Annotated in this window: 20 protein-coding genes; 8 read left to right on the forward strand and 12 right to left on the reverse strand. The window is 71.1% G+C overall.

Going from position 1 to position 21,378, the window contains the following annotated elements:
* Positions 1–9: 9 nt before the first annotated feature.
* The 5 genes from ACGFY5_RS12125 to ACGFY5_RS12145 are packed head-to-tail and all read right to left on the reverse strand — an operon-like array spanning position 10 to position 8,171.
* Positions 10–2,631 carry a family 78 glycoside hydrolase catalytic domain gene (locus ACGFY5_RS12125; RefSeq protein WP_392720485.1) on the reverse strand — a complete coding sequence of 874 codons (2,622 nt, stop codon included), beginning with the start codon at positions 2,629–2,631 and terminating at the stop codon, positions 10–12.
* A 50-nt stretch (positions 2,632–2,681) separates the two neighbouring features.
* A complete protein-coding gene (locus tag ACGFY5_RS12130; RefSeq protein WP_392719625.1) occupies positions 2,682–3,626 on the reverse strand; it encodes an ABC transporter ATP-binding protein in 945 nt (314 codons plus the stop codon).
* Complete coding sequence (locus ACGFY5_RS12135) at positions 3,623–5,692, reverse strand: dipeptide/oligopeptide/nickel ABC transporter permease/ATP-binding protein (RefSeq protein WP_392719626.1); 2,070 nt, start codon at positions 5,690–5,692, stop codon at positions 3,623–3,625. The genes ACGFY5_RS12130 and ACGFY5_RS12135 overlap by 4 nt, the downstream gene beginning before the upstream one ends.
* Positions 5,689–6,630, reverse strand: coding sequence for an ABC transporter permease (locus tag ACGFY5_RS12140; RefSeq protein ID WP_392719627.1), 942 nt, complete (start codon positions 6,628–6,630; stop codon positions 5,689–5,691). Before ACGFY5_RS12140 ends, ACGFY5_RS12135 begins: the two co-directional genes overlap by 4 nt.
* A 2-nt stretch (positions 6,631–6,632) precedes the next feature.
* Entirely contained in the window at positions 6,633–8,171 is a 1,539-nt protein-coding gene (locus ACGFY5_RS12145) for an ABC transporter substrate-binding protein (RefSeq protein ID WP_392719628.1), read from the reverse strand.
* Between the two features lie 140 nt (positions 8,172–8,311).
* Between ACGFY5_RS12145 and ACGFY5_RS12150 the strand changes: the two genes are divergently transcribed.
* The 3 genes from ACGFY5_RS12150 to ACGFY5_RS12160 all read left to right on the forward strand — a co-directional run bounded on the left by ACGFY5_RS12150 (position 8,312) and on the right by ACGFY5_RS12160 (position 11,450).
* Positions 8,312–9,106 (forward strand): IclR family transcriptional regulator, encoded by a 795-nt coding sequence (locus tag ACGFY5_RS12150; protein WP_392719629.1) that lies wholly within the window; start codon positions 8,312–8,314, stop codon positions 9,104–9,106.
* 51 nt (positions 9,107–9,157) lie between these two features.
* Positions 9,158–10,135, forward strand: coding sequence for an alpha/beta hydrolase (locus tag ACGFY5_RS12155; protein WP_392719630.1), 978 nt, complete (start codon positions 9,158–9,160; stop codon positions 10,133–10,135).
* Between the two features lie 133 nt (positions 10,136–10,268).
* On the forward strand, positions 10,269–11,450 hold the full coding sequence (locus ACGFY5_RS12160) for a glycoside hydrolase family 1 protein (protein ID WP_392719631.1): 1,182 nt from the start codon (positions 10,269–10,271) through the stop codon (positions 11,448–11,450).
* Here ACGFY5_RS12160 and ACGFY5_RS12165 read toward each other — a convergent pair.
* The 5 genes from ACGFY5_RS12165 to ACGFY5_RS12185 all read right to left on the reverse strand — a co-directional run bounded on the left by ACGFY5_RS12165 (position 11,435) and on the right by ACGFY5_RS12185 (position 15,424).
* Positions 11,435–12,058 (reverse strand): response regulator, encoded by a 624-nt coding sequence (locus tag ACGFY5_RS12165; protein ID WP_392719632.1) that lies wholly within the window; start codon positions 12,056–12,058, stop codon positions 11,435–11,437. The two genes, ACGFY5_RS12160 and ACGFY5_RS12165, sit on opposite strands and share 16 nt — an antisense overlap.
* Positions 12,055–13,305 carry a sensor histidine kinase gene (locus ACGFY5_RS12170; protein ID WP_392719633.1) on the reverse strand — a complete coding sequence of 417 codons (1,251 nt, stop codon included), beginning with the start codon at positions 13,303–13,305 and terminating at the stop codon, positions 12,055–12,057. The genes ACGFY5_RS12165 and ACGFY5_RS12170 overlap by 4 nt, the downstream gene beginning before the upstream one ends.
* 4 nt (positions 13,306–13,309) lie before the next feature.
* The gene (locus ACGFY5_RS12175; protein ID WP_392719634.1) at positions 13,310–14,074 is read right to left on the reverse strand and encodes an ABC transporter permease; all 765 of its coding nucleotides are present in this window, start codon (positions 14,072–14,074) and stop codon (positions 13,310–13,312) included.
* A gap of 11 nt (positions 14,075–14,085) precedes the next feature.
* Positions 14,086–14,994, reverse strand: a complete 909-nt coding sequence (locus ACGFY5_RS12180) for an ABC transporter ATP-binding protein (RefSeq protein ID WP_392719635.1) — start codon at positions 14,992–14,994, stop codon at positions 14,086–14,088.
* A gap of 121 nt (positions 14,995–15,115) precedes the next feature.
* Complete coding sequence (locus tag ACGFY5_RS12185) at positions 15,116–15,424, reverse strand: hypothetical protein (RefSeq protein WP_392719636.1); 309 nt, start codon at positions 15,422–15,424, stop codon at positions 15,116–15,118.
* 216 nt (positions 15,425–15,640) lie between these two features.
* Here ACGFY5_RS12185 and ACGFY5_RS12190 point away from each other — a divergent pair, with 216 nt between their 5' ends.
* Entirely contained in the window at positions 15,641–16,663 is a 1,023-nt protein-coding gene (locus ACGFY5_RS12190; protein WP_392719637.1) for a glycerophosphodiester phosphodiesterase family protein, read from the forward strand.
* On the opposite strand, the gene ACGFY5_RS12195 is transcribed toward ACGFY5_RS12190, so the two are convergent.
* Positions 16,660–17,781: an FAD-dependent monooxygenase gene (locus ACGFY5_RS12195; RefSeq protein ID WP_392719638.1), complete on the reverse strand. Its 1,122-nt coding sequence runs from the start codon at positions 17,779–17,781 to the stop codon at positions 16,660–16,662. The two genes, ACGFY5_RS12190 and ACGFY5_RS12195, sit on opposite strands and share 4 nt — an antisense overlap.
* 69 nt (positions 17,782–17,850) lie before the next feature.
* Between ACGFY5_RS12195 and ACGFY5_RS12200 the strand changes: the two genes are divergently transcribed.
* The 4 genes from ACGFY5_RS12200 to ACGFY5_RS12215 all read left to right on the forward strand — a co-directional run bounded on the left by ACGFY5_RS12200 (position 17,851) and on the right by ACGFY5_RS12215 (position 20,798).
* On the forward strand, positions 17,851–18,531 hold the full coding sequence (locus ACGFY5_RS12200; RefSeq protein ID WP_392719639.1) for a TetR/AcrR family transcriptional regulator: 681 nt from the start codon (positions 17,851–17,853) through the stop codon (positions 18,529–18,531).
* Positions 18,532–18,539: 8 nt separating this feature from the next.
* Positions 18,540–18,929, forward strand: coding sequence for a nuclear transport factor 2 family protein (locus tag ACGFY5_RS12205; RefSeq protein ID WP_392719640.1), 390 nt, complete (start codon positions 18,540–18,542; stop codon positions 18,927–18,929).
* A 244-nt stretch (positions 18,930–19,173) separates the two neighbouring features.
* The gene (locus tag ACGFY5_RS12210; protein ID WP_392719641.1) at positions 19,174–19,698 is read left to right on the forward strand and encodes a SigE family RNA polymerase sigma factor; all 525 of its coding nucleotides are present in this window, start codon (positions 19,174–19,176) and stop codon (positions 19,696–19,698) included.
* A 2-nt stretch (positions 19,699–19,700) separates the two neighbouring features.
* Positions 19,701–20,798, forward strand: a complete 1,098-nt coding sequence (locus ACGFY5_RS12215) for a hypothetical protein (RefSeq protein ID WP_392719642.1) — start codon at positions 19,701–19,703, stop codon at positions 20,796–20,798.
* On the opposite strand, the gene ACGFY5_RS12220 is transcribed toward ACGFY5_RS12215, so the two are convergent.
* Positions 20,795–21,364, reverse strand: coding sequence for a TIGR03086 family metal-binding protein (locus ACGFY5_RS12220; protein ID WP_392719643.1), 570 nt, complete (start codon positions 21,362–21,364; stop codon positions 20,795–20,797). The genes ACGFY5_RS12215 and ACGFY5_RS12220 overlap by 4 nt on opposite strands.
* Positions 21,365–21,378: the final 14 nt, after the last annotated feature.

The raw sequence follows: 21,378 nt of genomic DNA on the forward strand, positions 1-21,378 counted from the left end.
ACCGTGACGTCACCCATCCGGGCCCTCCCAGCGATACGTGTGCGTGCCGGGCCGCGCGGAAAACGACCGGCCGTCGGGCAGCACCACCTCGGCCTCCGTCCCCGCCGGCACGACGACCCGCAGCACGCCGACCTCCCACCTCACCTCGATCCGCCCGTACGGCGACTCGTGCGCGACCTCCGCACGACTGAGCCCCCCACCGGGCAGCGGCCGAACCCGGAACCGCCGGTACGCCGGCTCGACCAGCGACAACCCCGCTACGTACCGGTGCAGGAACGAGATGACCGCGCCCTTGGAGTAGTGGTTGAGCGAATCGCGCGCGACGCCCGACGCGTCCACGCCGTCCCAGTGCTCCCACACCGTCGTCGCACCGCGGTCGACCATCACCAGCCACGACGGTTCGGTGTCCTGCAACAGCAATTCGTAGGCGACGTCGAGGTGCCCGGCGTCCGCGAGCACCGGCAACAGGTACGGGGTCGCCAGGAACCCGGTGCCCAGATGCGTCCCCGCTGCGCGGATCAACTCGACGAGACGGGCGGCGACCGCGGGCCGGGACCGGGGAGGCACCAGGTCGAACGCCAGCGCCCTCACGTGATCGGCCTGCGTGTCGGGGATCAGCCGGCCCTCGTCGTCGAGGTACTCGGCCTGCCACGCTGCACGCACGGAGACCGCCAAGTCCGCATACGGTGCCGCGTCCCGGCCGAGCACCTCTGCGATGCGAGCCATCAGTCCGGCGCTGTACGCGAAGTACGCCGTGGCGACTTCACCCTTGTCGGCGGCGACGAACGCCCCGAAGTCGCCGACCTCCTCGCCCGGCACGAGCCACTCGCCCCAGTGGAATCCCGTGTCCCAGAGAAACCTCTCGTGCGGTGCGGGTTCGCGGGCGGCGCGATCGGGATGACGCTGCTCCCGGGCCATGCGCTCGGCCCGCTCCAGCCAGCGGACCATCGTCGGCCAGAGTTCGTCGAGCAGTTGTCTGTCGCCGTACGCCCGGTAGATCTCCCAGGGGACGATCACCGCCGCGTCGCCCCACCCGGCGGAACCGTTGAGCATCGCGATCGGACCCTCGCGGCCCTCGTGCCGCGGGCTGGGGCTGACATTCGCGATCGTGCCGTCGGGCCATTGGTCGGCGGCGACGTCGCGGAGCCATTTCGTCGAGAACCCGGCGACGTCGTAGAGGAACGCGGCCGTGGGAACGAACAGTTGCCAGTCGCCGGTCCAGCCGTGGCGTTCGCGGTGCGGGCAGTCGGTGGGGATGTCGCAGGCGTTGCCGCGGAAGCTGCGGACCGCTGCGTCGTGGAAGCGGTTGAGCCGGTCGTTGCTGCTGGTGAACCAGCCGGTGCGGCGCAGGTCGGTGTGGACGACGATGCCACGCACGTCGTCGGGCGTCAGCTCGTCGGGGTGGCCCTCGATGCGGGCGTAGCGGAAGCCGTGGGTGGTGCGGCGCGGTTCGAAGACGTCGCCCGGAACACCCGCCGAGGTGACGCGGTCGACCTGACCCGCTGGCAGCGGGTGCGGGAGGAACGGGACCGCGGGTCGGAGGTGGTCGGTCGTGAGGTCGCCGTCGGGGCCGAGCCACTCGCCGTGGGTGATGGTGAGCGTGGTCCCTTCCGGGCCGAGGTTCGTCAGCCGCAGCCGTCCGTTGATGTTCTCGCCCAAGTCGACGAGCTGCGCGTTCCCACCAAGCCGGGTCACCGACACCGGCACGATCTCCTCGACCGCCAGCACCGCCGGCGCCGGCGAATCCACCAGCCCCGCATAACCGTGACTGACCACCGCCACGCTCTCCCACCCGGCGTCACCGGCGTAGCTCGGCTCGTTCCAGCCTCGGGGGAGGCGGCGGAGATCCCATGACTCGCCCTCGATGAGGTCGGCGGTGGCGATGTGGCTGGGGCCGCTGCGCCACGCCGGGCCGGTGCCGATGACGGTGACGCCCCCGTCGGCGTGGACCAGGTGGAGCTGAGCGAGGAATGCGAGCCGGTCGCCCCATTGGGCGGCGGCGCGGGTGAGGCCGACCTGGCCGCGGAACCAGCCGTCGGCGAGGATCACGCCCAGCGCGTTCCGCCCCTCACGGATGAACGGCGTGACGTCCGATGTCTGTACCTGAAGTCGAGCGTCGTACTGCGTGTAGCCGGGCGTCAATTCGGCGTCGCTCGCCCTCTCGCCGTTGAGGAAGGCCTCGTAGAGGCCGTGAGCGGTCGAATGCAGACGGGCGGTGACCACCGGCCGGTCGACGTCGAACTCCACGCGCAGGAGCGCGGCCGGGCGGTACCCGGGCTCGCCGCTCGGCATCGTGCCGGGTTCGATCCAGGCGGCGGTCCAGTCCTCGGCGGAGAGCAGACCGGTCTCGAACCAGGCCGGGTCGGAGAGCGCGCTCTCCCCCACGTCCGTGCGCACCCGTACACGCCACTCGACACGCTGCGACGAGCTGGGCGGCGGCCCGGCGTACGGCACGAGCAGCGACTGACCACTCGCCACCCACCCGGAATCCCACCCGCTGTCGGTGACGATCCGATACGCGCGCTGCTCGCGAGCCCCACCCGGCAGTCGCCACGAAAGCCGCGGCGCGCCACGACGAATCCCCAACGCCACCTCGAGGTGCTCGACCCGCAACCCCGCCGGCCGCCCCATGAGCTCGTCCGCGAGGCCGGGGAGGCGGCTCGGCGCACGGGTGGGGTGGGTCATTGGAGGGTGGCCACGTGTTCGGCGTGGTGGCAGGCGGTGAGGCTGTCGCCGACCTCGCGCAGTGGGGGGCGCTCCGTGCGGCACAGATCGGTCGCCAAGGGGCACCGCGGTACGAAGGGGCAACCGTTCGCCCCCGCCTGCGCCGCCCCCGCCGTACCGATACCCAACGCCTCCCGCGCCGCCCGCCGAGCCGCCTGCTCGGCGGGACGCGGCACCGGCGCCGCCGCCGTGAGCGCCACCGTGTACGGATGCCGCGGCGCCCGCGTCACCGACTCGACCGGCCCGGTCTCCATCACCTGCCCCCGGTACAAGACCACCACCCGCTGCGCGAGAAACCGCACCACCCCCAGGTCGTGCGCGATGAACAGGAACGACAGCCCGCGCTGATCACGAAGATCCGCGAGCAGATTCAACACCTGCGCCTGCGTGGAGAGATCCAACGCCGACACCGGTTCGTCCAGCACCACGACCTTCGGATCGCACACCAGCGCCCGCGCGATCGCGACCCGCTGCCGCTGCCCACCCGAGAACTGGGACGGGTACCGATCGACGGCATCCCCCGGCAACCCCACGGACTCCAGCGCGGCACGCGCCTTCCCCACCGCTGCGGCACCCCGCACCCCGAGCTGCCGCAACGGCTCGACCAGGGTCTGACCGATCGTCCGCTGCGGATTCAGCGACGAGTACGGATCCTGGAACACGACCCGCAGATCACTGCGCCGCGTCAGCGACAGCCGAGTGACGTCCTTCCCGAGCAGCCGCACCGTACCCGCAGCCGGCGGGTGCAGCCCGAGCAGCGCCTTGCCGATCGTCGACTTCCCCGACCCCGACTCCCCGACCAGCCCCAACGTCTCGCCCGGCGCGATGTCGAAACTCACCCCGTCCACCGCGGCCGACTTCCCGTACCGCACGACGAGATCCCGCACTTCCAACGCGCTCATTGGTGCGCTCCTGCTGTCTCGGCGCCGACTTCTTCCGCGTCCCAGGTCGCCCGGGTGCGGCTCAGTTCTTCGATGCGGACGCACAGCGCGGTGCCGGTGGCGTGGGCGGGCTTCACCGCGAACGGCGTCGTGCAGTGTTCGCGCGCGAACCGGCAGCGTGCGGCGAACCGGCAGCCGGTGGGCCAGGAGCCGGGTGGGGGCACGGAACCCGGGATCGACGCGAGCCGCTCGGGGACCGATTCGCCCTCGGGGACGTGCGGGTTGGCGCCGAGCAGGGCCATCGTGTACGGGTGGGCGGGGTCGTCGAGTACTGCCGCGGCGGTGCCGGATTCCATGACCTGGCCCGCGTACATCACGGCGACGTCGTCGCAGAGGTCGGCGACCACGCCCAGGTCGTGACTCACGAGTACCACCGCTAGGCCGCGGTCCCGGACCAGCTTCCGCAGCAGGGACAGGATCTCCGCTTGGACCGTGACGTCGAGGGCGGTGGTGGGTTCGTCGGCGACCAGGAGTTCCGGTTCGCCGGTGAGGGCCAGGGCGATGCACACGCGTTGGGCCATGCCGCCGGAGAGTTGGTGTGGGTAGCTCGTGAGGACGCGGTCGGCGTCGACGATGCCTACCTGTTGGAGCAGCTCGGTGGCGGTGCGCCGGGCCTCTCGACGGCCGACGTCACGGAAGCGGCGGATCGGTTGGGTGAGTTGGTAGGCGATGGTGAACATGGGGTCGAGGGCCACCATCGGCTCCTGCGAGATCAGCGCGATCTCCCGCCCGCGCACGGCCCGGAAGTCGCTGAGTTCCTGCCCCTTCCACCGGATCGCGCCGCCGGTGACGCTGACGCCGTCGGGCAGCAGCCCGAGCAACGACCGAGCGGTCATCGTCTTGCCGCACCCCGACTCCCCCACCAGCCCGAGCACCCGCCCGGCCCGCACCGAGAACGACACCCCACTCACCAACTCGGGCCCGCCCTCCACCCCCACCGAAAGCCCTCGAACCTCCAAGACCGAGCCCGCGCCACCCCCGGAGCCCCCACCCCGAGGGGCCGGAACGGTCGACGCCGCCGCGAAGTCTGCGCTGTCCGCAGCGGCCGGGTCGGCCGCGGTGGCCGCACCCTGCGGACCGACCGCGGGGGCCGTGGGGGCCGTGGAGGCCGTGGGGGCCGTGGGGGCCGCGGGGGCCGCGGGGGCCGTGGGGGCCGTGGGGGCCGCGGGGGCCGCGGGGGCCGTGAGGGCCGCGTGAGCTGCGCGGGGCTTGCGGCGTTGGCGCTCGCGGGCGCCGGCGCCTGCCAGGGCGTCGGCTAGTTCGTTGGCGGCTACCACGGTCAGGGCCAGGACTGTGCCGGTCGGCACCATCAGCCACGGGTCGTCGAAGATGTGTTTCGAGGCGTCCTGAATCATGAAGCCCCAGCTCGGCTGGGGCTCCGACGGGCCGAAGCCGAGGAAGGCCAGGCCGGCATTGATGAGCAGGCCGATCCCGAACAGTTGGGCGGCCTGCACCGCGACCACCGTCGCCATCGACGGCACCACGTGCAGCAGGTTCACACGCAGGGAGCCGAGCCCGTTCACGCGGGCAGCGTCCACGTAGAGCCGCTGCCGCACGGACTGCGCAACCCCGAGCAACACGCGGTACACCGATGCGGACAACAGCACGCCGAGGATCGCCATCACCGGATAGATCCGGTTCCCGATCGCGCCGATCACCGCGAGCAACAGCACGATCAGCGGCAACGCCATCAGGATCTCGGTGAGCCGCGAGATCACCCGCTCGACGAACCGCCCCCGTTCCGCGGCCACGAGCGCCAACGGCAACCCGATGCCGAACGCCACCACGAGCATCAGCGCCGACGACAGGAGCGGCAGCACCCCCGCGGAGAAGATCCGCGACAGCACATCCCGCCCGAGCGGATCCGTGCCCAGCCAGTGCTCCCCCGACGGCAGCGCCAACCGCGCGGCCAGGTCCTGAGCGTCCACGTCGTACGGCCGCCACAACGGCGCGGTCAACGACGCAACGACGACGAACACCAACCACACTGCCCCGAACACCCCGCCGGGCCGCCGCACAATGCTCATGACGTGCGCACCTTCGGGTCCAGGGCTGCTACGACCAGGTCGAGCAGGACGTTGACGACGACGACCACGCCCGTGGCCACCACGACCACGCTGATCAGCGCCGGGATGTCGTGCGACGACGCCGCGGCCTGGCTCGCCTGACCGAGTCCGGGCAACGCGAACAGGTTCTCCACGATCACCGAGCCCCCGAACAGCGCGATGAACTGGATCCCGAGCACCGACACCACCGGAACCCCGGCGAACCGCAGCGCGTGCACGTACCGGATCCGCCACTCGGGCGTCCCCATCGCCCGGAGGGTGCGCACGTGCTCCTGCCCGAGCGCTTCACGCATACCGACCCCCGCGGTGCGCGCGATGATCGCCGCACCGCCGACCGTCAGCGTCACGATCGGTATCGCGAGGCTCCGCAACCACCCGGACGGCGAGTCGGAAAACGCCACGTACCCCGTCGCGGGAAACCACCCCAGCCGCAACGACAGCGCGTACACCAGCAGGATCCCGACCCAGAAGGCCGGCAGCGACAACGCCACTCCGGCCCCGGAGTCCACGATCCGCCCGAGCCGACCGCCACGCACCGCGGCGGTCACCCCGATCAGCACGCCCACGACTCCGGACAACAGCGTCGCGAACAGCGCGATCGACGCGGTCACCGGCAGCCGCGCCCACAGGTCCGCACCGAGGTCCCGGCCGTCGATCAGCGACGTCCCGAAGTCACCCCGCACCAGCGCACCGAGCGTGTCCCCGAACTGTACGAGCAGCGGCCGATCCCACCCGAGCGCGGAATTCTGCGCGGCGATCTCCGCCGCGGTGGCCCCGGGACCGGCCTTCACCGCCCCTGGGCTCCCGTCCCCCGCGTGCACGAGCAGGAACGTGATCAGGACCGCGGCGAACAAGGTTCCGATCGCCATTGCCAACCGCCGTGCCAGATACGCGACCATCGTCAGCTCACGGGCGCGAGGCTGGAGAGCACGAGGTAGTTGTTCGTGCCGGCGTACGCGGGGGCACCGACCTTGCTCTTGTTGTAGCCGGTCCAGGTGAAGTCCTCGTAGATCGGCAGGTACCAGCCGCCGTTGGTCAGCGCCGCGTTGAGACCGGTCAGCGCCGTCTTCTGGTCGGCTCCCGTGGTGCCCAGCGAGGCGCCCAGGGTTGCGTCGATCTGGGGGTTCTTGGCTTTTTGCTGGTTCATGAATCCGCCGTAGACGACACCGGCGACGAACCCGGCCGGGTTGCTGCCGACGGTGAACGGACCGAAGCCGAGCGGCTCGGTGTTGGTCGCCGCGAAGATCTGGTCGGTGGACGTGGCGGTCTTGATGTTCATCGTCACGCCGATCTCGGCCCACTGCTTCTGCACGGCGAGCATGTCCTCGGTGGGCTGGCCGCCGATGGTGATGTCGAATTTCAGCCCGTTCGCGTACCCGGCTTTCGCGAGCAGCTGTTTCGCCGCCGCCGGGTCGTACCCGTACGTCTGGTTGAGCGCGGCGTCGAAGCCCGTGGCGTCGGACGGGAAGAGCTGTTTGGTGCCTTTGGAGCCCTGGTGCAGCGTCTTGACGATCGTCGCGTCGTCGATTCCGCGGAGCAACGCGAGCCGGACTTCGGGCTTCGCGAACGCGGGGTTGGTCTTGCCGAGCTTGTCCCACACCGGGAAGCCGACGATCGTGCCACCGACCTTCACGGTGCCGGCCCGCGACTGCACCAGCTCGACGACGCTCGGCTTGAGAATCGTCGCCACGTCCGCCTGGCCGGAGATGACCGCGTTGGCCAGCGACTGGGCGTCGATGATGACCTTGAAGACGACGTGGTCGAACGCCCAGCGGTCACCGTCGCGCGCATCGGACTGCTTGTCGAGCGTGTAAACGCTCGCCTTTGTGGTCTTTCCGCTGTTCAGCGCGTACGGACCGGAGCCGTCCGGCTTCGTCTGCAGCGTCTCGGGGTTCGCCACGCCGTCCGGCCCGACGATGGTGCCCGCCGTGTCGGCCAGGGTGTTGTCCGGCGTCGCCTGCGGCGCCTTCCACGTGATGACGACGGTCTTCGCGTCGGGAGTGGCCACGGCACCGATCTCGCTGGCACCGCCGGGAGCGATCGAGCCGTACGCGACCAGGTCCTTGTCGCTGCGGCGGTCGAGGTTGGCCTTGACCACTGCCGAGTCGAGCTTCTTGCCGTCGGTGAACGTGACGTCGTCGCGCAGCGTCAGCGTCGTCGTGAGGTTGTCTTTGCTGTTGGTGAAGCCGGTGGCGAGCGAGGGCTGGACCTTGCCGTCCCGGTCGGTGACGAACAGCGCGTCGTAGAGCGCGCTGTAGAACGTGAACTGGGCCTGGGAGTAGAGCAGCGGGTCGTACCCGGTCGGCGCGGCGTCCGAGTCGAGGGCGATCGTGACGGTATCGGTGGCGCTCTGGCTGGAGCTACCGCCGCCGTTTCCGCCACAGGCGGCGACTGCGGCGACGACCGCTACTGCGGTGACAGCGGCTCTGAATCGTTTCATCTGCCTCGAGGCTCCTTCGCCTGACGAGCACGGGGACCGGCTTGGGCGCCAACGATGCGATGGACGTCACAGCGACGTCAGGACACAATGCCGCTCAATGAAAAGGAAATGTCTTCTACGTTGCGTCGGACGTCACGGCCGTGACGGCTGAGTTGCCGGCGCGGGGTCGCCGGCCGCCGCAGGGCGAGCCGGTGGTCGACCGTGCCCTCGCGCTGCTGGCGGCGTTCGACGCCGCCCACCGGTCGCTGTCGCTCGGTGAGCTGAGCCGGCGCAGCGGCATTCCGACGAGTTCGGCGCTGCGGCTGGCCGCGCGGTTGCAGGCGTGGGGCGCGCTGGAGCGCGGCGACGACGGCCGGTTCACGATCGGGCTGCGGCTGTGGGAGGTCGCGTCGCTCGCGCCGCGCGGGCAGGAGCTCAAGCAGGTGGCGCTGCCGTTCATGGGCGACCTGGAGGAGGTCACGCGCCAGCACGTGCTGCTCGCCGTACGCGACGGCGGCGAGGCGCTGCTCGTGGAGCGGCTGTCGGCGCACCAAGCGATGCCGGTGCTGTACCGGGTGGGTGGGCGGTTGCCGCTGCACTCGACCGGCGTCGGGCTCGTGCTGCTCTCGTTCGCCGACTCGGAGTTCCAGGAGGAGACGCTCGCGCAGCCGCTGATGCACCAGCCGGAGAACGTCGCGGTGTCCCCCGCCGCGTTGCGACGCACGCTCGCCGAGGTGCGCCGGGAAGGCCTGGCGACGATCCGCCGCCGGGCACCGCAACCGCTGGTCACCGTGGCCGCGCCGATCTTCGGTGAGGACGAGCGGATCGCGGCGGCGCTGTCCGTCGTCGTGCCGCAGGAACACGCGGAACCGCGTCTGCTGGGGCCGGCGGTGCGTACCGCGGCACGGTCGATCTCCCGGAGCCTGGGCGCGCGCCGCTCGATCGGGGCGTCGTAACTCGGTCTGCCATTCAATGGCACACCCGCTAGGCCTGACGGCCGTCAACCCGTGAGCATCCTCGATGCACAGCTCACCGCGCCGGAGGTGTCGATGCCGATCCACCCGCAGATCGTGGCCAAGTTCCCATTGCTCGACGGGATCACGTCGTTCGAGTCCGCGATGGCCGATCCGGCGCAGCGCGCGCTGCTGGACGAGTTCATGTCGATCACCGGCGGCCACGAACCGCCGACAGTTGCGACCCGCGACGCGACCGGCCCGGTACCGGCGCGGATCTACGAGCCGGACGTTCCGGGCACCGACCGGCCCGCGCTGGTGTGGATGCACGGCGGCGCGTTCGTCGGCGGCGACCTCGACATGCCCGAGGCCGACTGGACCGCGCGGGAGATCGCGACGCGCGCCGGGGCCGTCGTGGTGAGCGTCGACTACCGGCTCTGCCACGACGGTGTGCACTACCCCGCGCCGCACGACGACGTCGTGGCCGCGTTCCGCTGGGTGCGCGACAGCGCCGCGTCGCTGGGCATCGACGCCCACCGCGTCGCGATCGGGGGCGCCAGCGCCGGTGGCAACCTGGCGATCGGCGCGGCGGTGAAGCTCCGGGACGCGGACGGCGCGCCACCCGCCGCCCTCGTTGCCGTGTACCCGGTGGCGCACGCCGTCCTGCCGCCTCCCTCGGCGTCCCTCGCCGCGGGGATGGCCGAGGTCCCCGAGCTGCTCCGGTTCCAACCGGCGCAGCACCGCTGGTTCAACCGGAACTACCTCGGCGGTCCGCTCAGCAGCGCCGACGGCTACGCGTTCGGTGCGCTCGCGGACCTCGAAGGGCTCTGCCCCACGCTGGTCATCAACGCCGAGTACGATGACCTGCGGCCGTCCGGTGAGGACTTCGCCGCCCGCTGCGCCCGCGCCGGAGTCGACGTCCGGCAGGTCACCGCGACCGGCCTGCTGCACGGGTTCCTGAACGGGCCGCCCGAGTTCGCGCCGATCGAGCGGGCGCTCGCGCTGATGGCCCAAGCCGTGGCGGCGCGGTGATCCCGGGCAGGTCCGGATCGACCTGGCCACGGGCGAGGCGCTGGAGATACCCCGCGCTCTGGGCGGGCAGCGGGCTCTACGCGGTCGCCGGCACCGTCACGTTCACCGACTTCTCGTACTCCGGAGGCCCCGCGTGACCACTTTCCCCGACGGGTTCCTCTGGGGCGCCGCCACCGCGTCGCACCAGGTCGAGGGCGGCAACGTCAACAACCACTACTGGCAGTGGGAGCACGAGGAGCACTCGCCGTTCGTCGAGAAGAGCGGCGACGCGGTCGACCACTACCACCGCTGGCGCGAAGACCTCGACCTGCTGGCCGACGCCGGGTGCACCGCCTACCGCTTCAGTCTGGAGTGGAGCCGGATCGAGCCGGAGGAGGGCGAGATCTCCCGGGCCGCGCTCGACCACTACCGGCGCATGATCGACGGCTGCCGCGACCGTGGCCTGGCCCCGGTCGTGACGCTGTGCCACTTCTCGACGCCCCGGTGGTTCCACAACGACGGTTCGTGGCTCGGTCCGAAGGCCAGCGACCGGTTCACGCGGTTCGCGGAGGTGGCCGCTCCGATCCTCGGCGACGCCTCACACATCCTGACGCTCAACGAGCCGAACCTCGCCGCCGCGCTGCCGGTGCTGGCCGCGATGGCAGCTCGCGGTGAGCCGGTCGCGGGGCTGCCGAAACCGGATCAGGCGCTCACCGACGCGTTTCTCGACGCCCACCGCCGGAGCGTCGAGGTGCTGCGCGGCACCGCGCCGGTCGGGCTCGCACTCGTCGGTCAGGAGTGGATCGCCGAAGACGGCGGTGCGGAGCGCCTCCGTGAACACCGCGCGGCGTTCGAGGACCAGTTCCTCGAGGCGGCCGGCGACGCGGATTTCGTCGGCATGCAGGTCTACAGTTGTGCCCGCATCGGACCGGACGGGCCGGTCGCGCCGCCCGCCGAGAGCCTGACGCAGGCCCACCTGGAGTACCGGCCGCAGGCGCTCGGCGCGTCGGTGCGGCGCGTGCGCGAGGTGCTGCCGCGCACGCCGATCGTGATCACCGAAAACGGCATCGCGACCGCCGACGACGCCCAGCGCATCGCGTACACCGAGGGGTCGCTGCGCGGCTTGGCCGCCGCGATTGCGGACGGCGCCGACGTGCGCGGCTACCTGCACTGGAGCCTGCTCGACAACTTCGAGTGGTTCTCCGGGTTCGGCCCGACGATGGGGCTAATCGCCGTCGACCGGACGACGTTCGCGCGGACGCCGAAGCCGAGCCTGCTGTGGCTGGGCAACGTGGCCCGTACCAACAGCCTCGGCGAGGCTCACGGGGTCAGGTAGCCACGGGAGAACGCGGTGGCCACGGCGGCTGCCCGATCGCTGACGCCGAGCTTCGCGTACACGTGCAGCAGATGGGTCTTGACCGTCGCCTCGCTGATGAACAGCTGCTGGGCGGCTTCCCGGTTCGTGCTGCCCCCGGCGACGAGCCGCAGGACCTCGAGTTCCCGGGGTGACAGCGGTTCGGACGCGGGCTGCCGCAACTGGCCCATCAACGTCGTCGCCACCGCCGGGGACAGCACCGCCTGTCCTCGCGCGGCGGCTTCCACCGCGTGGAACAGTTCGTCCTTCCGGGCGTCCTTGAGGAGGTAGCCCGTGGCACCGGCCTCGATCGCGGGCAGGACGTCGCTGTCGGTCTCGTACGTGGTCAGCACCAGCACACGGGCGGGCACCCCGCGTGCGGCCAGCTGCTTGATCGCGGAGACGCCGTCGGTCCTGGGCATGCGCAGGTCCATCAGGATCACGTCGGGCCGGAGCCGCTCACCGGCGACGACGGCCTCCGCGCCGTCCGCGGCCTCGCCGACCACGTCGAAGCGCGGGTCGGCGGTGAACATCCCGCGTAAGCCGTCACGCACGACGGGATGGTCGTCGACGATCAGCACCGAGATCATGCCGGTCCCCCGGCTTCGAGCGCGGGCACGGCCACGGAGATCGCCGTGCCGCCGCCCGGTTCCGACTCGATCTCCAGCCGCCCGGCGAGGCGTCCGACCCGCTGGCGCATCGCCGCGAGGCCGAACCCACCGTCGAGCGAGCCCGGCGAACGCAGCGGATCGAAGCCGACGCCGTCGTCACGCACGTCGAGGGTGACCAGGTCCTCCATGTAGGAGAGCGTGAGGCCGACCCGGCCCGCGCGTGCATGCTTGGCGACGTTGGCGAGTGCCTCCTGGGCCGCGCGCAGCAGCGCCACCTCGATGTCGGTGTGCATCGGTCGGGCGTCGCCGGTGGTGGTCAGCGTCGCGTCGATCCGGTGGACCTCCGACCACCGGTCGGCGACCTCGCCGAGGGCCTCCGGAAGACGCGCGTCGGCCAGTACGGACGGCTGCACGGCGTCCACGGACCGACGCGCTTCGGTGAGGCTCTCCCGCGCGAGGTTCGTCGCGTTCGTCAGGTGCCGGAGCAGGATCTCGCGGTCGTCGAGCGTCTCCTCGGCGGCCTGCAGCTGGGTGAGAATTCCGGCGAGCCCCTGAGCGAGGGTGTCGTGGATCTCCCGCGCCATCCGCTGCCGTTCGTCGAGCACGCCCGCTTCGCGCGCCTGCACCATCAGCTGCGCCTGCAGGCCCGCGTTCTCCGCCATCGTGGTCGCCAGCGTGACGTTCGCTTCGTGCAGATCCGCGACGGCCCGCTTCTGCTGTTCGCTCTGGTGGCCGCTCATCTCGTAGGTGGAGAACGAGGCGCACGCCAGCGCGCTGGTGACCACGATCACCGCCATCCACAGCCCCCACAACGAGTGCTCGCGGATGGTGGCCAGACCGCCCAGGAAGCCGACCGACGTGATGACGGCCGTCGCCACGACGCCGACGTAACGCCGCCGGCCCGTCAAGTAGTGCAGCGCCTGCAGGTAACCGATGAACGCGAAGAAACCGAACCAGGGCGACAACGCCACCAGAGCGGCCGCCAGCACGATCAGGCCCAGGTAGTAACGGCCGGGAGCCGAGTCCGGGTGCAGGGTGTGGAACCACAGCAGCCAGAGGGCGGTGACCACCGTGAGACCGAGCACCGGCGCCAGCGGCGCCACCGGGTTGACGACCTGGAACACCGCGCTGACCGCCAGCAGGAGATACGGCAGCGCGTGGTGGACCGCGTTCTCCTTGCGTTCCCACCGGTCGGTCTCCGCGCGGAGCTCGGCCTCGATGCTCACCTGCTCACTCCCACCGGAAGTATCGCGCCGCGAGCCCACCGGCCACGACCGTCCATCCCACCAGGACGCCCAGGTGCAGCAGGTGCGGCCACTCACCGGCTGCGGCGTCCTGCAATGATTGCACGCCCGCGCCGAGCGGAGTCAGGTCGCTGATCGTCCGGAGAACGTCGTTCATCGCGGTCCGTGGTACCCAGAGCCCGGCAAAGAAGATGAGCGGGAAGAACGTCAGCGTTCCGATCGCACTGGCGGCCTTCGTGTTCGGCGCGAACGCCGCGACGAAGAGCCCGCACGCGAACATCGCCAGCGCGATCAGCAGGAAGCTGAGCAGGTAGGCCACCGGCCGTTCGGGGAGGCGGACGTCGAACGCCCAGCGCCCGAGAACCAGCATCAGCAGCAGCGTGATCACCGACAGGCCCAGGGCCATCGCCAGCTGGGCGCCGATCATCGTCCCGGGCGCGACCGGCGTGGTACGCAACCGTCGGAGCACGCCCTTCTCGCGGTAGGAGGCGAACAGTTGCGACAGGCCGCTGAGGGCGAACATCGCCACGCCCATTGCGACCAGGATCGGCAGGTAGCGGTCGATCGCCCGGGCGCCGCCGAGCTCGGGGTCGGCCTCGCGCAGTGCGGGCACCAGCCCCAGGATGACGAGCAGCATCGGAGCGAACGCGAGCGCGAAGAACGCGGTGATCGGTTCCCGGAGCAGCAGCTTGGTCTCGGTGACGGTGAGGGTGGTGAAGGCAGGCACGGTGATCTCCTTCGTGCTCGGCACGGGTGGTCTCCTCAGTGCTCGGCGCGGTGGCCGGTGAGCGCGACGAACGCGTCGTCGAGAGTGGTCTGTTCGACGCGCAGCTCGGCGGCGGTGATCTGTCGGCGGGCGAGGACGGTGGTCACCGCAGACAGGAGATCCCCGGTGCCGGTCACGACGAGCTGGCCACCGGCCTCCTCGACCGAGCTGACCTCGGGGAGAGCGGCCAGCACCGCGGAGTCGAGCGGCGCGGACGGGCGGAACCGGAGGCGCTGCCGACCGGCCGCCGCAGCGACCAGCCCGGCCGGGGTGTCCAGGGCGACGAGGTGACCGGCGTCGATCAGGGCCAGCCGGTCGCACAGCCGTTCCGCTTCCTCCATGAAGTGAGTGACCAGGAGGACCGTCACACCGCGATCGCGGACGCGCTCGATCAGGTGCCACGCGTCGCGGCGTGCCTGCGGATCCAGACCGGTGGTGACCTCGTCGAGCACCGCGACCTTCGGGTCGCCGACGAGGGCCAGCGCGATCGACAGGCGCTGCTTCTGCCCGCCGGAGAGCTTGCGGAACGGGGTGCGGAGTTTGTCGGCGAGCCCGAGGGCATCGACGAGCTCGCGCCAGTCCGCGGGCTTGCGGTAGAACGAGCTGAAGAGCTGCAGGGCTTCGTCGACCCGGAGCTTGTCGGGGAGGTCGCTCGTCTGCAGCTGGGCGCCGAGCACCGTCGGGAGTTCCCGGTGGTCGCGCTGCGGGTCGCGGCCGCAGACGCGGATCGATCCGCTGTCCGGGACACGGAGTCCCTCGATGCATTCGACGGTGGTCGTCTTGCCGGCCCCGTTGGGGCCGAGGATGCCGAAGATCTCGCCGCGCTCGACGGCGAAGCTGACCTCGTCGACCGCACGGTGGGCGCCGTAGCGTTTGACGAGCCTGTCCACTTCGATGATTGCCATGCCAGAAGGCTCTCGCCGGGCGCGGTGCGTCGAATCGACCCGGCGGTCCCGCCTATCGGGAAGCCTGGTCGATCACCGAATCAACCGGTCGGTGGATGCGGGCGCCGGCGGAGTAGCGGCCTCAGACCCCGGGCACGGCGTGCCCGGGAAAGAGCCGACGCCACAGATCGCGCTGTGCCGCGACCACCGAGCCGCCGAACTCCCCGATCGACTCGTGCCACCAGCCGGAGGCCGCCGGAGCGGCCGCCGGGGCCGCCATCGCACGGGCGAGATCGTCTCGTAACCACGAGTAGTGGCCATCGTCCACACTGGCGCGGAGATCCGCGATACCACTGGGGTCGAAGTTCCAGCAGTAGGTGCGGAGTATCTGTCGTAACCGGAGTGTCGGAACGGAGCGATCCTCCGTGCCCGGTATCGAAGGTGCCGACATGAGCAGTTCCCCTCGCAACGGCCTGTTCACCTGTGCGTCAGGCTATCGATACAGAACGCTCATGAACACAGCCTGACGGCTACAAATCTGTGACGAGGGACTTGTGAATCGCAAATCTGCAATTCCCAGCTACATGGTTTGATCGGTGGGGTCCGTTCAGCGCCATTTGGTCCCGCATTGTTCTCGACGTCAATTACGAGGTCCAGGCTCGGCGCCGTGCGCCGACTCATCGCTGCCGTAGCAGCCGCCGTCGTCCTGGTTCCCGCCGCGCCTGCCGCCGCGAAGCCTCCGAAATTCGACCTTCAAGCCCACCGGGGCGGCATCGGCCTCACCGTCGAGAGCACGATCGCCTCGTTCAGCCGCGCGCTCGAGATCGGCGTGAGCACACTGGAGCTCGACGTCCAGATCACACAGGACGGCGCGGCTGTCGTCACCCATGACCGTCAGGTCAGTGCGAAGAAATGCACGGACACCGCCCCGGTGAAGGCGGGTGACCCCGAGTTCCCGTACGTCGGCAAGTACGTCAACACGCTGACGCTGGCCCAGGTCCGCACGCTCGACTGCGGCTCGAGGACCCAGCCCGAGTTCCCCGGCCAGAAAGCCTCGCCCGGCGCGAAGATGCCGCTGCTCACCGAGGTGTTCGCGCTGGTACGTCGCTACCGGGCGTGGGACGTCACGCTCAACGTCGAGACGAAGGTCGAAGCCGGCGCACCGAGCGAGACCGCGCCGCGCGAGCAGTTCGTGCAGGTCGTCGCCCGGCAGGTGCGCCGTTCCGGGCTGCTGCGCCAGGTGACGATCCAGAGCTTCGACTGGGGCTCACTGATGCGGATGCGCCAGGTCGAGCCTCGGCTGCCGATCGTCGCACTGACCAACGGCGACCAGTTCCTGCAGCCCGGCCGGCCGGGTGCGTCGCCGTGGCTCGGTGGTCTGGACATCGACGACTTCGACGGCAGCCTCGTCGAAGCCGTGAAGTCGTTCGGCGCGGACGCGATCTCCCCGGTGCACGGCGACCCGCAGAACGGGAAGGTGACCGACCCGGGTTACCGCCCGTACACCACGAAGGCGCTGGTGACCGAGGCGCACGAGGCCGGGCTGAAGGTCGTCCCGTGGACGGTGGACGACGCCGCGACGATGAACTCGCTGATCGACGCCGGTGTCGACGGCCTGATCACCGACTACCCGGACCGCCTCCGGACGGTGCTCGCCGAACGCGGCTACCGCCTGCCGCGGGCCTACTAGGCGTACGTGGGCAGCGCCGGGTCCTTGGCGAAGGAGTCGGTGCTGAGCAGCAGTGACTTGCGGACCAGCGCCGTGCTGAACAGGCGGTTGCGCAGCCACAGGCCGTGGCGGGTGCGCGGGGCGAGGAAGCGGCCCGGGTGGGCGTGCTTCTGCCAGCGGCCGGCGTAGGGGCGCATGTGCGCCTCGTACGCGCTCAGCGGCCGGCCGCCGGCCAGCTCGCCGGCCAGGACGTAGGCGCCCACGAGCCCGGTGCCGACGCCCATCCCGCCGAGCGTGACGCCCCACGCGGCGTCGCCGAGCAGCGCGACACGGTTGGTCGTCCACGCTGGCGCGGAGACGCGGCTGATCGAGTCGAAGTAGATCTCGGGGGCGTCGCGCAGCGCGGCGAGCATCTCGGGGACGCGCCACCCGAGGCCGTGGTAGACGCTGCTGATCAGGTCTTTCTGCTGCGCCAGGTCGTGGAGATCGACCGGTAACTCGGGCGCGGCGAAGACGATCATGGCGTTCCCGGCGCCCACCGACGCGAGCTTGCCGGGCACGCCGTAGTGCTGCGCGTCGGTGCTCGTGGTCGGCACGGCCCACCCGGCGATGTAGTAGTCCAGGTGTTTCACGAAGTCCTGCTCAGGACCGAAGCGCAGGCGCCGGACGGCGGAGTGCATACCGTCGGCCCCGACGACGATGTCGAACGTCCGGGCCGCGGCGTGGCGGAACTCCACGTGGACGCCGTCCGGGGTCTCGGTGAGGCCGGTGATCGCGTCGCCGAACAGATACTCGGTGGTCGGGGCGCTGTGCCGCATCAGCGTCGCCGACAGGTCGCTGCGCAGCACCTCGAGCTCCCCGCCGGTGAACTCGGGCGGGAGCCGGAAGATCTCGCGCCCGGCCTCGTCGACGACCGACATCGCGCTGCCGTGCGTCTGCAGCTCACGCAGTTCGTCGAGGACGCCGAGGCGTTCGAGGACGCCCAGGTGGGTGGGGCCGCGGAAGTCGACGGCGAAGCCGCTGGTGCGGAGGTGGGGCGCGACCTCGACGACGGTGACGCCGAAGCCGTGGCGGCCGAGCGCGAGGGCGAGGGCGGGACCGGCGATGCCGGCGCCGGAAATCAGCACGTTTTTTGTCATGGTCAAAACTGTATCCGTCGGATACAGATTACGCTAGACGCAGTTGCCGACGATTCGCTGGAGGTTCGCGTGGACGTACTGTGGGGAGAGCGACCCACACCCCGGCGAGGCCCCCGCCCCGCGTTCGACACCGAACGCATCGCGCGCGCCGGCATCGAGATCGCCGACCGCGAAGGCCTCTCCGCGGTGACGATGCAGCGCGTCGCCGAGAGCCTCGGCGTCACGAAGATGGCGCTGTACCGGTACGTGCCGGGGAAGGCCGAGCTGGTCGCGCTGATGGTCGACATCGGACTGGGCCGGCCCCCGGCGGTCGACGCCACGTCCTGGCGGGCGGCCCTGACCGCCTGGGCGCGGGAGTTGTTCCTGCGCTTCTACGCGCACCCGTGGTCGCTCGAGGCCACCCGCGGTGCCCGCCTGATCGGGCCGAACGAGCTGACCTGGATGGAGATCGCGGTCGCCGCGCTCGCGGACTCCGGGCTCGACGGTGCGGAGACGCTCGACACGGTCGTAGTGCTGACCGGCCACGTCCGCAGCCTCGGCGAACAGACCCGCGCGTACGACACGGTGTCGGCCGAGGACCCGCTGACCAGCGGCTTCCAGGCCATCCTCACCGGCCGCGAGGACCGCTTCCCGGCCGTCACGGCCGCATTCGCCTCCGCCGCCGCCAGCGGCAAGACGAACCAGGCCCTCGACTTCGGCGTCGACCGCATCCTCGACGGCGTGGAGACCCTGATCGCGTCCCGCCGATAAGATTGAGCATGGACACCGAGGCGATGTATCAGCAGTACGTCTGGGCCGGTGCGATGCGGCGGGACGCCGACGCGGTCGCGGATCTGTTCACCGAGGACGGCGTCCTCGAAGCACCGCTGGTGCCCGAAGGGCACGTGTTCCCGCACCGGCTCGAGGGTCGCGACGAGATCCGGTGCGGACTGGCCGAGTACTACGCGAAGTCGTCGCCCAGCGGCGGAACCGTCGACGGCGAGCGCTCGCGGTTGGTGCTGCACCACCCCGACCCCGACACGCTGATCGCCGAACTCGACGCCGCGTTCACCGACGCCCCGCCGGTCTTCCTGGTCCAGGTCTTCCGCTTCCGCGACGGCGCGATCGCCCACCTGCGCGACTACTTCCACCCCGACACGGTGAGCTGACATCCATGCTTTCCGACCGTTCGGGCAACATCCTCGTCGCCGTCAGACTGATGCTCCGGGTCGACGGCCGCTGACGTGCCGCCGTGGACGCTGTTCGTCGGCTTGTCCATCGCGGGCCCGGGGTGGGCCGCATCGCACTCGTCGTGTGCGGTGCTCTCGACAGAAGTTGGCAATCGCGGGCAACCCGGTGGGGAGTTCGGGGGTCTAGGGAGAGGGGCGGTACGGACTAGCGGAGGACAGCGGCGTGAGCGAACGGCCCGGCGAGGCATTCCGCGAGTACGTCGACGTGCGGTTACCCGCGCTGCATCGGCTCGCGTACCTGCTGTGCCAGGACCGGCACCGCGCCGACGACCTGGTGCAGGACACCCTCGTCAAGCTGTACCTGAAGTGGGACCGGGCGATGGCCGCCACCAACTCGCACGCCTACGCACGCACCACGCTGGTGCGCACGTTCCTGTCCGAGCGCCGCACCAACTGGGCCCGCCGTGTGGTCCTCGTCGACCGGTTGCCGGACACCGCGTCGTCCACCGACCCGGACGCCGCCGACGCGGTCGCGGTCCGCGCCGCGCTCGCCGGCCTGCCGCCGCGGCAGCGCGCCGTCATCGCGCTGCGCTTCTACTCCGACCTGTCCGTCGAGGAGACCGGCTACACGCTCGGTTGCTCCCCCGGCACGGTCAAAAGCCAGACCGCCAAGGGCCTCGCCGCGCTCCGGCGTGCCCTGCCCCACGTCGAACCGGACGGCACCGCCCCCGCCCGGACCAGGAGCTGACCATGGACGAGTCCACGACCCGGATGCTGCTCGATCGGGTGCTCGCCGAGGCACCTCCCCCCGCGCCCGTCGACTACGACCGCGTCGCCGAGATCGCCGAGTCGCGCCGGTCCTACCGCGTACGCTCGTTCGTCGCTGCTGCCGCGGCGGCGGTGCTGGTCGTCACCGTGACGGTCGCCGCATTCGCGCACAAGATCGACGGTGAGCGCGCCGCACCGCCGGCGTACCAACCGGCCGAGCACGTCGTCGAACAACCCGGCCTTTCGGCGTTCCTCCCCGAGAACCGGGCCCCGGTCGAGAACGGCCTCCCACCCACCGCCCCCAAGCGCTTCGACCCCGCACGCAGCGTGCTGAAGATCAGCGGCGTACCGGACTCGTTGACCGACCGAGGCACCCTCACCAGCACGACCGCACTGGTCGTCTACGCCTACTCCTCCGAGCCGTACAGCTCCGTCTCGGTCAGCGTGACGTCCCTCGACAGCAAGCGCCCGGCACCCATCGGCAACGCCCCCCGGGCGACCACGAGCGGCCCGACGATCTTTGGCCACCCCTCCACCTGGGACGACATGGGCGACGGCGAGTACGCGCTCCGCTGGCAGTGGGCCCAGGGCGCCTGGGCCTACGTCACCGTGCGCGCCGTCAAGGACCCGCTGAACCTCGCGACCCGCGTCGCGAAGTCGATCTCGGTCGACCTCACCGCGCAGACCCGGCTCCCCTACACCGTCACCACGCCCAAGGGCTTCGAGCTCGCCGAGTTCCAGACCACAGCGAGCCCGACCGCGAGCCCTGCGGCGACCGTCGCGTTCGCGGGCCCGGCGTCGACGTTCATCAGCACGAACGCGAACACGCTCGGCAACGGCATCGGCGCACCGACCGAGACCTACCAGGACCGTCCCACCCGGGTCACGCAGCAGCAGAACTACACCACGGTCGTGATGGCCGCGAGCGACCTCAAGGTCACCGGAACCTGCAACTACCGCGCCACCAAGGAGATTACCAGCGGCGACTTCCGTGAGCTGTGCCGCGCCACGACCGCGAGCGTCGAACGGACCGCCGACATCACCCAGCCGTCGAACTGGCCGCCCTACGCACCCCGCTAGCGCGTCCACTCCGGACGACGGCCGAGGAAGCGCAGCAGCCGGGCGGCCGCGTCGTCGCCGGGCTGTTCGTCGAGCGCGGGCCCGAACGCGAACGCCCGCAGGGCTCCCGCGATCAGTGCGGCCGCCGGCCGCACCTGCTCGGCCAGCTCCGGCGTCAGCGGCGACGGCTGCCCGGTCGACACGGCGACGTCCCACGCGTGGACGACGGCGTCGAGCGCGGCGGCGCTGACCACGGTTTCGGCCGGCAGCGGCCCGAGCGGCAGCGGGCACGGCACCTCGGGAGTGCCCGGCTCGACGGTGGCGAACGCCGCCGCGGCGGCGGCCAGCGCCTCGTCGAGGGCGGCCGCCGCGGGCCGGCCCGCGGACGGCGCGAACGGGTCCTCCGCCGGCCCGCCGCTGCCCGTGATCGCCGCCGCATACCCCAGCTGGTCGCCGGTCGCGTGCCGCACGACCTGGGCGACGTTCCACTTTTCGCACGGCGTGGACAGGGCCCAGTCGTCCTCGCCGATGCCAGCCACGACCGACCGCAGCGCGCCGTGAGCCTGCTCCAGAACCGTCCAGGACATCGCGCGTCTCCCCT

The sequence above is a fragment of the Cryptosporangium sp. NPDC048952 genome (assembly GCF_043197895.1).
GTDB lineage: Bacteria > Actinomycetota > Actinomycetes > Mycobacteriales > Cryptosporangiaceae > Cryptosporangium.

Coding starts and splice junctions, on each gene's coding strand:
- ACGFY5_RS12165 (WP_392719632.1), bottom strand. CDS start 12,058: ATGATCTCGGTGCTGATCGTCGACGACCATCCCGTCGTGCGTGACGGC.
- ACGFY5_RS12145 (WP_392719628.1), bottom strand. CDS start 8,171: ATGAAACGATTCAGAGCCGCTGTCACCGCAGTAGCGGTCGTCGCCGCA.
- ACGFY5_RS12125 (WP_392720485.1), bottom strand. CDS start 2,631: ATGGGGCGGCCGGCGGGGTTGCGGGTCGAGCACCTCGAGGTGGCGTTG.
- ACGFY5_RS12135 (WP_392719626.1), bottom strand. CDS start 5,692: ATGAGCATTGTGCGGCGGCCCGGCGGGGTGTTCGGGGCAGTGTGGTTG.
- ACGFY5_RS12180 (WP_392719635.1), bottom strand. CDS start 14,994: ATGGCAATCATCGAAGTGGACAGGCTCGTCAAACGCTACGGCGCCCAC.
- ACGFY5_RS12195 (WP_392719638.1), bottom strand. CDS start 17,781: ATGACAAAAAACGTGCTGATTTCCGGCGCCGGCATCGCCGGTCCCGCC.
- ACGFY5_RS12215 (WP_392719642.1), top strand. CDS start 19,701: ATGGACGAGTCCACGACCCGGATGCTGCTCGATCGGGTGCTCGCCGAG.
- ACGFY5_RS12205 (WP_392719640.1), top strand. CDS start 18,540: ATGGACACCGAGGCGATGTATCAGCAGTACGTCTGGGCCGGTGCGATG.
- ACGFY5_RS12140 (WP_392719627.1), bottom strand. CDS start 6,630: ATGGTCGCGTATCTGGCACGGCGGTTGGCAATGGCGATCGGAACCTTG.
- ACGFY5_RS12220 (WP_392719643.1), bottom strand. CDS start 21,364: ATGTCCTGGACGGTTCTGGAGCAGGCTCACGGCGCGCTGCGGTCGGTC.
- ACGFY5_RS12185 (WP_392719636.1), bottom strand. CDS start 15,424: ATGTCGGCACCTTCGATACCGGGCACGGAGGATCGCTCCGTTCCGACA.
- ACGFY5_RS12130 (WP_392719625.1), bottom strand. CDS start 3,626: ATGAGCGCGTTGGAAGTGCGGGATCTCGTCGTGCGGTACGGGAAGTCG.